The sequence below is a fragment of the Oceaniferula spumae genome, assembly GCF_042849255.1.
Classification (GTDB): domain Bacteria; phylum Verrucomicrobiota; class Verrucomicrobiia; order Verrucomicrobiales; family Akkermansiaceae; genus Oceaniferula; species Oceaniferula spumae.
Genome location: NZ_AP026866.1, coordinates 3,427,029 through 3,440,015, shown reverse-complemented (window position 1 = coordinate 3,440,015; position 12,987 = coordinate 3,427,029). Strand labels below are relative to the sequence as shown.

Annotated in this window: 7 protein-coding genes; 4 read left to right on the top strand and 3 right to left on the bottom strand. The window is 51.0% G+C overall.

Going from position 1 to position 12,987, the window contains the following annotated elements; translation table 11 throughout:
* Positions 1 to 18: 18 nt before the first annotated feature.
* The 3 genes from ACSPJT_RS14545 (at position 19) to ACSPJT_RS14535 (ending at position 3,979) form a co-directional block, all read left to right on the top strand.
* On the top strand, positions 19 to 882 hold the full coding sequence (locus ACSPJT_RS14545; RefSeq protein ID WP_435893281.1) for a sugar phosphate isomerase/epimerase family protein: 864 nt from the start codon (positions 19 to 21) through the stop codon (positions 880 to 882).
* A 90-nt stretch (positions 883 to 972) separates the two neighbouring features.
* Entirely contained in the window at positions 973 to 1,680 is a 708-nt protein-coding gene (locus ACSPJT_RS14540; RefSeq protein WP_435893280.1) for a 3-keto-disaccharide hydrolase, read from the top strand.
* A 25-nt stretch (positions 1,681 to 1,705) separates the two neighbouring features.
* Positions 1,706 to 3,979, top strand: a complete 2,274-nt coding sequence (locus ACSPJT_RS14535) for a DUF7133 domain-containing protein (protein ID WP_435893279.1) — start codon at positions 1,706 to 1,708, stop codon at positions 3,977 to 3,979.
* 102 nt (positions 3,980 to 4,081) lie between these two features.
* On the opposite strand, the gene ACSPJT_RS14530 is transcribed toward ACSPJT_RS14535, so the two are convergent.
* Positions 4,082 to 5,905, bottom strand: coding sequence for a serine/threonine protein kinase (locus ACSPJT_RS14530; RefSeq protein WP_435893278.1), 1,824 nt, complete (start codon positions 5,903 to 5,905; stop codon positions 4,082 to 4,084).
* 173 nt (positions 5,906 to 6,078) lie between these two features.
* The gene (locus tag ACSPJT_RS14525; RefSeq protein WP_435893277.1) at positions 6,079 to 7,854 is read right to left on the bottom strand and encodes a serine/threonine protein kinase; all 1,776 of its coding nucleotides are present in this window, start codon (positions 7,852 to 7,854) and stop codon (positions 6,079 to 6,081) included.
* 200 nt (positions 7,855 to 8,054) lie between these two features.
* On the opposite strand from ACSPJT_RS14525, the gene ACSPJT_RS14520 reads away from it, so the two are divergent.
* A complete protein-coding gene (locus ACSPJT_RS14520; protein ID WP_435893276.1) occupies positions 8,055 to 11,525 on the top strand; it encodes a mechanosensitive ion channel domain-containing protein in 3,471 nt (1,156 codons plus the stop codon).
* Between the two features lie 35 nt (positions 11,526 to 11,560).
* Here the strand turns inward: ACSPJT_RS14520 and ACSPJT_RS14515 are convergent, their stop codons facing one another.
* Positions 11,561 to 12,985 (bottom strand): sulfatase, encoded by a 1,425-nt coding sequence (locus tag ACSPJT_RS14515; protein ID WP_435893275.1) that lies wholly within the window; start codon positions 12,983 to 12,985, stop codon positions 11,561 to 11,563.
* Positions 12,986 to 12,987: the final 2 nt, after the last annotated feature.

Here is a 12,987-nt window from a genome sequence, read left to right as displayed (position 1 = left end):
GATTCCCCATAGCACACCATGAAACTCACAGGATTCGCCGATGAAGCGGCCCCCGATCTGGCCACCCAGATCAAAGCCACCAAGGAACTCGGCTGGGACTACATTTCCGCGCGCGGAATCGATGGTAAAAATATCCACGACCTCAGCGACTCTGAGTTTGATAAGGCCTATGGCCAACTCGAAGACGCCGGTATCAAAATCGCCGAGTTCGGATCGCTGATCGGCAGTTGGTCGAAATCCATCGACAGCGACTTCTCCCTGACTCTTGACGAGGTAGAGCGCTGCATTCCCCGCATGCAGAAACTTGGCACCCAAATCGTGCGTGTCATGTCCTATGCCCAGGCACCATGGGGCGAGGAACAACATGCCCAGGAACGCTTCCGTCGATTGCGTGCCATAACCTCTCGCTTCAGCGATGCAGGACTCACCGTGGCACATGAAAACTGTATGAACTATGGCGGTTTTTCCAGCGGTCATACACTCCGCCTCATTGAGGAGATTCCCGGCCTGAAACTGATATTCGACACCGGGAATCCAGTATTCCAACGCGATCGCTCACACGATGAGCCGCAGCCATGGCAGGACGCCTGGCAGTTTTATCAAGACGTGCGCGAACACATCATTCACGTGCATGTCAAAGACTGCAGAAATCCGAAAAACGACGGCGAAGAGCCCGAGTATGTGTTTCCCGGTGAAGGACAAGCATACGTGCCAGCCATCATTGATGATTTGAAAAATAGCGCTTATGATGGGTTTATCGCCATCGAACCGCATGTCGCCACGGTCTTCCACGTCCAAGACGGAGAAAAGCCAGACTGGCAACAATGCTACGATAGCTACGTCAAATATGGCAAAGCCCTCGAAGCCATCATCTCCAAGTAAACACCATATCTCCTGTCGTGATTCGTATATTCTTCATCCGCAATTCGATGTAGAATCATCAAAAAAACAACCGTATAAACAACCATGCAAATGAAACTCATCTCATTCTCAATCGTAGCAGCCGCAGGTATGATCACCTGCGCGACCGCTGATCCGGCAGCCACTAAAGAGGCGGACTCAAAAGACAGCAAAACCATCTCGCTATTCGATGGCAAAACACTCAATGGCTGGAAAAAAGTCGGCGGAACCGGCGAGTATAAAGTCGAGGACGGCTGCATTGTGGGATTCGGCAAAAACGTCAAAGGGAACACCTTCCTTCGCACCGAAAAAACTTACGGTGACTTTGAGCTGACCTTCGAATTCAAATTCGATGACCTCAGCGGAAACTCCGGACTGATGTTCAGGGCTCTTCAAAAGCCGTCCAAGGACGGCAACGGCCGAGTCTATGGCTACCAGTGTGAAGGCGACAATGGCAAAGACCGTGCCTGGACCGCCGGCCTCTATGATGAGGCCCGCAGAGGCTGGCTCTACCCTCACAAGACGAGCAAAGAAGACGCCGAGAAGCGTAAAGAATTCACAGCCCAAGGACAGAAAATCACCAAGTGGGACGGCTGGAACACCATCGTCATCCGTTGCAAAGGCAATCACATCCAGACCTGGCTCAACGGCGAGAAGCGCGTTGACTTCACCGATACCGATAAGAAACACGATACCCGTGAGGGGTTCTTCGGCCTCCAAGTCCACGGTGGAAAATCCTGCAACGTTCGCTGGAGAAACATTCAGTTGAAGCAACTTTAATCCACCCATCAGTTAGATCGAGGTTATGAGAAAACACACGACAGGACACATTCTGATCGCCGCATCATTGGCGACAGCATCATTGTTCGCACAAGAGGGTGACCGCAAGGGGCACAAGATGATCGACCCCATCGACATCAATAAGATCCCCCCCTCTCCCTACCTCGATCTCAAAGACGCGCTAAAGACATTCAAAATTGCACCAGGGTTCACCATCGAACCGGTTGCCACCGGAACAGATGTCGACTTATCGATCGCTCTTGCCTTTGATGCCAACGGACGTGCTTGGTCGTGTGAAATGCGCAGCTATATGCCCGATATGGATGGCAACGGCGAGCAAACGCCTAACGGCCGCATCAGAGTGTTAGAAGACACCAACGGCGATGGTAAAATCGACAAGACCACCACGTTTCTCGACGGATTAGTACTACCTCGCGCAGTTGCGGTCACCAGTGACGGCTGCCTCTACACCAGCAAGGACACCCTCTACTTCATCAAACGAGAGGGCTTGAAACCTGTTGGCGAGCCTATTGTAGTCGACACAACCTACGCGCAAGGCGGCAACCCTGAGCACAAAGCCAATGGACTGATCTACGGTCACGACAACTGGTATTATAATGCCAAGTCGGACAGACGCTATCGCCGTATCAACGGAAAGTGGGTGATGCAAAAAACCAACAACCGGGGACAGTGGGGCATCACCAAAGACAACGCCGGACACCTCTACCACAACAATAACAGCACCCTGCTCATCGGTGATGTATTTACTCCAATGTTCCTGCGTGGAAATCCTTACTACACGCCGAAAGCTCAAACATCCACGCGTGTGGGAAGTAATCGCACGTTTCCCATCCACATGACTCCCGGTGTCAACCGTGGGTATATGAAAGGCACACTCGATAAAGACATCAAACTGGTGAACGCCACTGCAGCTTGTGGGGTGCTCGTATATCGTGGTGACAATTTCCCTAAAGAAGCTCAGAACATGGCCTTCATCTGTGAACCCGCAGGTGATCTCATCAAAGCGATCGAAATCAAGAAAGACCAATGGGGCCGCCCTTCTGGCAGTCATCCGTATAAAGATAAGGAATTCCTCGCCAGCACGGACGAGTGGTTTTTGCCCTGTAATCTGTACACCGCCCCTGATGGAACACTCTGGGTAGTCGATATGTATTTCGGCCTGCTGCAGCACAAGACATACATGACCACCTATCTGCGCAAGCAGTATACCAGCCGTAAACTGGACCAACCCAAGCCATCGACCGGACGCATCTATCGCATTCGCTACAGTAAAAATCCTGCATCCCCTGTGCCACGCATGGAGGGATTGACACCGTCCAGACTGATCGAATTTCTCAGTCATGCCAACGGCACTACCCGTGATACAGCACAGCGTCTTATCGTCGAATCAGGAGACCCGAGCGTAGCCGATGCGCTCACCAATCTGGCATCCGACAGCTCCAAACCTCTCGGTCAAATCCATGCTATGTGGACGCTGGAGGGCCTTGGCAAACTAACACCTGCAGCCTTGCTCCCTGCTCTCAAGAGCAAGAACACAGACCTTGTCAACACGGCGTTGGACATCATCGCCACTCGCCGCATGAATGACAAAGCGCTACAGGAAGTGATCGCCAAGCTGTCTAACAACAGCCGCACAATACATTCACAAATTCGCGCCATGGCAGCTGCCGGATTGGCCGAACAAGCGCTCAAGCTTACCTCGGAAAACCTCAAGGCTCCTTGGATCCGAGAAACCTTCATCAGTGGCCTCGGAACTGACGCCGCTCATTTCAAATCCGAAATCAAAGATGGCAAACTCGCAGGGCTTCTCAAGGCAGCGGCTCAAGCCGTCCATAAATCGGGAGTCGTGAAGAAGCCGGACGGATCGCACCTCAGCGGTGAAGCTCTCGCATCGTTCAAGCGAGGCAAGGAAGTTTATATTACCAAAGCCGCCTGTTTCGGCTGCCACGGTGAAGACGGTGAAGGACTCCAGAATCTCGGCCCGCCATTGGATCAATCCGAGTGGGTCACCGGTGATGTCACCCGCCTTACTAAAGTCCTGCTCCACGGACTCACAGGACCTATCAAAGTCAACGGTAAGAAATACAGCCCGCCGCTGGCCATGCCTGGTTTGAACGCTAACACAGCTATCACCGACCAAGATCTCGCCGATGTCATGACCTACGTGCGCAATTGTTGGGAAAACAAAGCATCCGTCGTAGACGCCGCAGCGGTCACAAAAACCCGTGCCGCCACCAAGGATCAAGAACAACCATACACCTCCAAGGAATTGGAGTAACGGAGCAGTTCATACCCCACCTGTCACAACGACCTGCATCTGAACTTTGCGGAAACCTACGGTGCGGAATCCATCCAAGGTTAGTGCCTCGCGTGAAAGTGATTAGCGGGTTTCGACTTTCACTCCGTTCAGACCGATGGAAAACGCACCTTGGTCACCGGACGAAGCAGAAACTACCTTGATTGTGTAGAAATCTCCCGGCTTGGGATTATCGATTTCCACAGGAATATGTACCACCCCTTGCTCAGTGTAAGGAATCTCCTTCACCTCGATTGAATCACCTCTGGGATCAGTCACCTCCACCCTGAGGATGCAGAACTTCTGCATGACGTAAAGATTCACCGTAGCAGACTTATCCTGTTTTGCTGGAATGCGTAAAAGTAACTCATAACCCGCTCCTGGCTTGGAGCCCATGCCTTTTCCAGTGGATGCGCGCGGTATCAACTCTCTACCACCGGATTTGAATCTAATCGGACTTTTAGCCAATCTGTATTCAGCTTTCACATCAACGGTCTGCAAGCTTTGGATATAGAGTCCATCCACTTTATCAGTCACCTTCGAGGGAGATGGCACGCCGGTAACGACCAACCAGTCCACCACATTCGACCCATCCAAATCCAAAATGACAGGACTGTCTTGCTTGGCGAAGGTGTTAATTATTTCCGTATCCCCTATTCTGATGGCGTGCTCAGTGCTGACAACCTCTTCACTCGGTTTTGCGCCAGCATCTCGATTTCCGCCCCGCCCGCGCAAACCTATGACCAATCCAATAATCAGAATCACTGCCACTGCGCTCAAGATACCAACCATGAGGCCCTTTTTCTTATCCTTTTGCGGCACGGCTAAGGTATTGGCGACACCGGTCGGCTGACCTAACAGCGGGCCAGGCGCTGCGTGCTGCTGTTGCGATCTCGCGGCTGAATTCGCAGCCGCTATCTGCACAGCAGTAAGTTCCCCCGCCACAGGTGCCGTTCGTTGAGTTGGCGCGACTGACACAGGTGCCGTTTCCGGAGTAGCTGATACTGGTCCGGTGGTCTCCCTTGTCCGAGGAAGATCCTCAAGGGCCACGGCATGAGTTTTCCCAGGAACATTGGGCTCTGGTTCATTGATCGTGATGGTATGCAGAGCCACCATAGCCTCGCCCGTATCGGCAGGCCGCTTTTCAGGATCATATTCTAACAAACTCATCACCCACGCGGAAAACTCGGGCTGGATATCATCGACATAATCCTCCAGTGGAGGCATTCCCTCGGTGCGATATGTCTCGATGCATTCCTCGATGGATTTACCCGAAAGAGGATGTCCTCCGGCGAGTGCCGTGTAGCAAAGCTGTCCGAGCATGAACAAATCGGCCTTGGCGTCGGGCTCGTGATCGTTGTCATGCAGCTCAGGTGCCATTAACACCGGGTCCGCGACCTTCACCTTCTCGTCCTTCACCATCGATACCAACTGATTCAGACCAAGGTCCACTAATAAGTATCGGTGACCACCAGCGGCACGGTGCACGCGCATGATCGATGATGTGTGTAAAGCCCCATGATAGACGTCAGATTTATGAGCCGCGTGCAAGGCTTCTAACATATCAGCCGCCAAGCGAAATACTCCAATCTGCCCGAGAGGACCTTCCGAAAGACGTTCAGCCAAGGAGTCACCTTTGACATATTGAGTCACCACGAACGCTCCTGATTTCTCCACAGAGATATCGTAGATCGTCAGCATATGCGGATGCTGCATCGTACTGAGCTTCCCAGCAAAAGTGGCGAATTCCTTACGCCAGGCATCTCCGCGTTCTTCAGCTTCGACGTTATCACCGTGTTCGATGTGGCGGAACATTACCCGGCGTTGAAGCATGGTGTCATCAGCCAAGTATACCGACCCCAGTTGATCGTGTCCGAGTTGACTAACTATTTCATATCGATCTGTCATGGCATTGGGCGGGTGAGGGATATGAAATTATAGTCTCCATTTTGCGCACTTGGACATGGAAGAAAGATCGGATGATAGATACTTGATGTCTTGAGTGGCGACACATTGCATGCTGTCGCATCCCTAACTAATTCCTGACATTTTAGACAGATAAAGTAAAGCCGCAAATCAAGCTACTGCGGTCTCACCACGAGACCACCAAAGCCCATGGAAAACCCTTCGCTGGGATGTTCAGACTTCGCGGTAATTTTGATGGTGTAAAATTGGTTCGCCTTCGGGTTTTCAATCACGACTGGGATGGCAAAGGCACCAGGCACTGTCGCAGCCACTTGGAACGTCTCAGGTTTATCTTGAGTCGACTCCAACACCTCGACCTGAAAATCGCAATGTTCTTGAACCATGTAGAGAGTGGCTATGATGGACCCTTTGTTTTGTGGTGGAATCCTGAGGGTCACTTCCCAACCGTCGCCTATCGAGGCGTTATGCTTCTTATCGGCAGTGACCTTGGGGACAAATTGATGTCCCCCACCATCGAAAAAGTATGGCACCCGATCACTGCTGAACGCCTTGAAATCACCCACAGTAGTTGGCATCTGGAGATAGAGGCCGCCGTTCTTTCTAATTAAAGAGGTCTCTCTGAAGACCATCATGTCCAACATCGGAGGTGTCGAAAGACTCACCCCTTTTGGCGAGCTCATGTCCGCCATACTGTTAATCATCGTGACCGGCGATAATTTTACCGAGGAGACCAAGCTCTTGAGTTCAGTCTTCTGGGGCGTAGCGTTCACTTCTGCTTCACCATCGTGCACAGCTTCCACAGGTTCACTTGTCTTCGCTTCTGGTAGGCTTTCTTGCGAGGATGCAGCCCTCTTGCTTATGACGGGTTCCGCTTTTGCAGTTTGTGCAACATCGTTGGCTTTATTACCTCCTCTGCTCGAGGCGATCCAACCACCGGCTGCGATGGCCACTCCCAGCAGAGACAATACTATCCACACTCCTTTGTTAGAATGAGACTGGATCACAGGAGCTACTTTTCTGGAGCTATAAGTTGCTGAAGCTGCGGTCAAAGTAGGGGCTGCGCTTCGTGCTGGCTCAGTCACGATGGGTGTTGTTTCCACAGCCGGTGTCGATCCGATGCTGGCGATAGCACTTAAGTCAGCCATCGCTTGTTCCGCAGACTCCGGACGGTCAGTTGGATTTGCAGCTGTCATCCTCATGATCCAAGCTGCAAAATCGGGCTGCACATTTTCAACAAAAGCACTGACGGGGAGCTGTTCACCTGCGCGATACGCCTCGGCACACTCCTTGGCGCTATGTTCGGCAAAGGGGTGCCCTGCAGCCAGTGCGATATAGCACAGCTGACCGACCATAAATAAATCAGACTGCGCATCAGCGGCTTGTCGGTCGTCTCCAAAAAGTTCCGGTGGCCTCAGCAAATCGTCCGCATTATCTATCGGCTCGCCCTTGATAATGGTAGCCAGACGATCGACTCCCAAATCCGTGATAATATGCCGATTTCCTCCCGAAGGTCTGGGTATGAAGACTACTGAGCCCGTATGCATGCCACCGTGAAAGATGCCCTCGGCGTGAGACGCATGCAGTGCGTCTAAAACATCACCGGCCATCGACTGAACTTCGTCCTGTGACAAGGGGCCATCCTCTTCCAGCAACTCACCGAGAGGATTTCCTTCGATCGGTTGGGTCACCATATAAGCATCCCCATCATCAATGGAGACATCAAAAACGGTTAATAAATTGGGGTGGTTCAATACGACCAGCTTTCTGGCAAAGTCGGTGAACTCAGCTATGGAAAAATCAGCGTTGTCATCAGGGCTTGCATCGAAATTTCGGAAAACCACTTTCCGTCCCAGCGTTGAATCTTCGGCTAAGTATTTCCCCCCGGCATTGTCTTTCCCAATGAGCTGGGTAATGTCATAGCGTTCAATCATTGCTGCCTACATTCGTCTGATGTGCATTCTGACGCTCCTCGAACCGTCTCCGGCGAGGCTAACAAAGCTTTGGGCCATTGGCACGCAGTAAAACGGTGAATATACCAGCTCTGACCAATCGATGAATCTGCCCTGTGCAACAGCCTAAACTCAGGCTATGAAACCCCGCACCGACAAAATTCAGACCATCCGCTTTCGCCGTGAAACACATTCCACTTCTTTCCACCCTTCTGGGACTACTCTTGGTAGTTTTACCAACAGCACACGCCCAGACGGTATCCCCCACCTCTGAAAACGTTGAGAAGAGGCTTAAGTCGCTCGAGGCCGAAGGCACTGACAAAGGGAATAATCCACGCAAGATCGAACTCCTCAAGGAGATCAAGCTCACCCTCGATGAAACCAAGGCTTCGGAGCAAACCCGCCTTCGTTACGAGGAGGAAATTAAATCAGCTCCGAAATTGCTCAACCAGCTGAACCAGCAAATTGAACAATCAAAAAGTGCCGAGGCTCCAGAGGTGACCGCTGAAACCGAAACCTCTGAAATTGATAACAAAAAAGCCGCTATCGCTGCTGAGCTTGAAGTTGCGAAAACCGAAGCCTCCGAACTTTCTGCCGAAGAAACGGAGCGAAACACTCGTAAAACCGCGATTCCCCAACTCCTCGCCAATGCTCGAGTCCAACTGCAGAAAATCGATCCGGTCAGCCCCACAGGTGAAGCTGCAAACGAGATTTCCAATCTCGAATTCCAACTACAGCTCAGTAAAAAAGCCTCTCTCCAAGCCCAGCTGGCCGAGCTAGCTACCGAGCAGCGTTACTACCAACAAACCGCCGAAGTTTTCGCGGCAAAAAAGCGACTCGCCGCCATCAACACAACTCGACTCGAGACCCTCAATCAACAATGGCATAAAATCTATCAACAAAGACATGCCCTCGAAACCGCCGAATCAAAACAAAAGGCTCAGCAACAGGCCGCGCGCTTCGAACATATTCCTGCACTTGCAAAAATTACCAAGAAAACCAGTGAGCTAGTCGAACTCAGATCAAAGATCCTCCGTGACACACGCAAAGTCAGAACGCAGGAAGCCGACATTACATCCCACCGCAAGGAAATCGAAAAGCAGCGCAGGAGCGCTCAAGAACGCCTAAGACTGTTAGAGGATACTGGCATTCGAATTGACTCTGAATCCGCTGGATTGCTCCGACGTCAACGCGCCAAGCTGCCAACTAAAAAAAGCCTTCAAAACTCGCTCGAAGAAAATGTTCGGAAGGTGACGAAAGCTCAAATCCAGCTCTTGGAAGCAAAGGACCTGCGCGAAACTCTGCCCTTCGACAACAAGAAAGAAACGGCTGAACTACTCAAAACAATCAAGGACCCCAAAGTCACAGAGGCGGACATTAGCTCACTGTTAGAAAACAGAAACACTGCGCTCAATAACCTCATCAAGGAAAGTGACAGCTACATATCAGCACTGAGGTCACTATCTGTGTCTACACAACAGGCGATCGAGGAAGTCGACACTTACAGTCAATATCTAGACAAGCGTCTCCTATGGATTCCCAGTGCTGAAAAATTCGCCCTGTCAGACATCGCCACTGAATGGACAGCGGTGAAACATTTAATCGCCCACGACCTCGGCTGGACTTGGAGAAATCACCTCATCACCGATTTTCGCGAACATTGGTTGATCTGGACCATTTTTCTTCTCACTCTTGCCGCGCTTATTTACAGGCGGCGGAGATACCGAAAGATCCTCGTAGAAACTTCTGAACTCAGCACTCACCGGAGCTGCACGAGTATACGTCCTACATTTAAAGCTCTGGGAATCACGCTGCTACTTGCCTTACCTGCGCCACTCACCTTCGCCTTTCTATCGTGGCGAGTAAGTGAACCTGTAAACATCCATCTGGGTTTACTCGCCTGTGCGTTTTTCTTCCTGCTTTTCGGAACCCTCAGGCACCTTGCTCGACGCAATGGCATCTTCCGGTCCCACTTCCTGATCTCGGAAGAAAAGTCAGCACACCTCTTCAAGCATCTAACATGGTTCATGTATCTGATGCCCTTATTCACCATTCTGTCCTTCATTCTCTCACGGGATTCTATCATCCCCCACGTTGGCCGGGTGTCTTTCTTCCTCGGCATGATCGTACTGGTCTTATTCCTCCACTGCCTCCTACGCCCTGGCAAAAAAATGCTAGCTCAGAAAAATGGCCCGCGCTGGAGATCGAACCTTATTTACGCCATCGTTCTCTCCCTACCTGCGATCTTCATTCTTGGTGCCGGGTACGGATACATTATCTCAATCCATAAAATTCGAGGCAACATCATGTTGTCTGTGTGGTTCACACTCTTAGTCGTCTTTATTGTGCGTCTTTTAATGCGATGGATTCTGGTATCCAGACGCAGGCTGGCGCGAGACCATGCGAACAAAAAATACAAAGCCATCCTCGCCAAAGAAAATGAGGACTCCGAAGAAACTAAAAATCACCCTTCACTAGAAGAGCTCGAAGCATCTGCGATTAACCCCGTTGCCATTGAAGAGCAGACTAAAAAACTGGTGAAGGTAGGTGCCATCGCCGTGATTATTTTTGGTTACCTCGGCATATGGTCAAGCACGCTACCTGCGCTTTCAGTGCTCGATGATGTGAAAATGTGGCCCAGCAAACAGGCTGCTACTGAATCCACGGAAAGCAAATCTCCCTCGCCCGATCTCGTCAAAACTCTTTCTAGTCCGAACAAGTCCTCATCCGACAGCTCGACTAAGGAATCCGCGACAGAACCCTCTGAAAAAGATTCTCAAAAATCCGGGGGCTTCAGTTTAAAGGACCTGCTGGTGACAATCATCATTATTTTCCTGATGATCGTAGCCGCCAAAAACATACCCGGTTTGTTAGAACTTAGTCTTCTGAGAAGACTCGATCTCAGACCTGGTGGCAACTATGCCATCACCACGGTATTACGGTACGCGATCATAGCGATCGGCTGTTTGTTGGCGTTCAGTCGCATCGGTATTACGTGGTCGAGTGTCCAGTGGCTGGCTGCAGCGGTTACCTTGGGTATCGGTTTCGGCCTACAAGAGATATTCGCCAACTTCGTCGCTGGCATTATTTTGCTCTTTGAGCGACCTATCCGGTTAGGTGACATCGTTACCGTCGGACAAGTCTCCGGCAAGGTGACTCAAATTCAGATCCGAGCCACAACTATTCTCCAGTTCAACAACCGTGAACTACTGGTGCCTAACAAGGAGTTCATCACTGGCCAACTAGTGAACTGGACACTGCGTGACAGCGTTCTGCGCTTCGAACTCCCTGTGGGAATTGCCTATGGATCCGACACAGAAAAGGCGAGCGAGATCCTGTTAAAAATCGCTGAAGAACACAAGGATGTCATGGACGATCCAAAACCTGAAGTCCTCTTCACTGCTTTTGGCAACAGCACACTCGACTTTACCTTGCGAGCATTCGTAGCCACCCCCGACTTACTGATCAGAGTTCAAAGCGCGCTTCATTATCAAATCGACCATGCGTTCCGAGAAGCAGAAATCGAAATTGCATTCCCACAAACCGACATCCATATCCGCTCTCTACCATCCGAGATGTTGACCGAAAAGCTAAGTTCAGAGGCAAAGGAGACGCTGGCCGAGGAGGATAAACCGAGCGATGAGAAAGGGTAGTCCTCTCGTGTCCTTAGGCGAAAGTTTTCATACGATCACCTTTTCCTGAGGTCGTTATCGCGAACCTCCTTGAGCTTATTTTTCAACTTCACTTGGAAGTCTTTGACGATGCTTTGATACTCAACTTTGTTCGCCAAGTTAGTGAACTGTTTGGGATCTTTCTGCATGTCAAAAAGCTGGACACCTTTCGAAGCATCCTCAGCATGTTGAATGTAAGCCCATTTCTTAGTGCGTAAGAGGAAGGAGTTTCCGTTCACGCAGAATGCCATGTCACGAACACTAACCGTGGGATCGTCGAAGGTTTTCACCAGGCTTTTACCTTGGAGTCGTTCAGGAACCTCAAGTCCACAAAGTTCGGAAATGGTGGGGTAGAGATCGATGAGTTCGGTGAAGTTATCGCAGACGGCTGCTTTCTTGCCCGGCACTTTGATAATCATCGGGACTCGAGATGATTCGTCCATCAGACCGACCTTCATCCAGAAATCGTGTTCGCCGAGGAAAAAGCCATGGTCGCTGGTAAAGATTACGATGGTTTTGTCCTCCAGACCTTCGTCCTTCAGCGTCTTCAGGACCTTACCCACTTGGGCATCCATGTAGGAAACCGATGCGTAGTAAGCGGCAACCGCTTTTTTCTCCTGCTCGGAATTAAGATTCAAATTCTTGCTGGTCTTGTAATTGATGCCGGCCTCGGGAATGTCATCCCAATCACCTGCTACTTTTTCTGGCATGACTATTTTGTCATGAGGATAGGGTTCGAAGTATGAGCGTGGGGCGACAAAGGGCACATGCGGACGGACAAAACCCACTGCCAGAAAGAACGGTTTGTCTCTGTGCTGCTTAATGAGTTTGCAGGCTTTTGCTGCAGTTTTTCCATCGGAGTGGACTAGGTCATCACCGTCGGCTTTCACTAGTTCGAGTGTATTTCCAGCTTTGACAGGTTTCTTACCATCGGGGTTCTTTTCTAACAATTCCCCATCACCCTTGGCTTTCCATTCGGGGCCTTGGCTATTAAAGCGTTCGGTCCAAGAGGCGGGATCATCCGTGCCGTGACTGCCTTTGACAATATCCCCGGGCACTCCCATGTGGAAAATCTTGCTGACACGGGCGGTGTAGTAGCCGTTGTTCTTGAAATGCTGCGCCCAGGTGGCGCGATCACCGATCTGTTTCCTTCCACTGGTATAACCAAAGACGCGCGTGGCATGTGGATAATAACCACTCATGAACGAGGCACGAGACGGACCGCATACTGGAAACTGACAGTAGGTGCGGGTGTAACGCACTCCCTGACTGGCCAGTTGATCAATGTTAGGTGTCTTGCAGGCCTTGTTCTCGTAACAGGATAACGCGGTCGCTGTTAGGTCGTCAGCAATTACAAAGAGCACATTGTATTTTTGCGCAGCCGAGGTCGATCCGCCTGAAAGTGTTAGCGCGGCGGCAAAGAAAGTGGCTAGCCGTTTCATAG

Coding starts and splice junctions, on each gene's coding strand:
- ACSPJT_RS14530 (WP_435893278.1), bottom strand. CDS start 5,905: ATGACAGATCGATATGAAATAGTTAGTCAACTCGGACACGATCAACTG.
- ACSPJT_RS14545 (WP_435893281.1), top strand. CDS start 19: ATGAAACTCACAGGATTCGCCGATGAAGCGGCCCCCGATCTGGCCACC.
- ACSPJT_RS14540 (WP_435893280.1), top strand. CDS start 973: ATGAAACTCATCTCATTCTCAATCGTAGCAGCCGCAGGTATGATCACC.
- ACSPJT_RS14525 (WP_435893277.1), bottom strand. CDS start 7,854: ATGATTGAACGCTATGACATTACCCAGCTCATTGGGAAAGACAATGCC.
- ACSPJT_RS14535 (WP_435893279.1), top strand. CDS start 1,706: ATGAGAAAACACACGACAGGACACATTCTGATCGCCGCATCATTGGCG.
- ACSPJT_RS14515 (WP_435893275.1), bottom strand. CDS start 12,985: ATGAAACGGCTAGCCACTTTCTTTGCCGCCGCGCTAACACTTTCAGGC.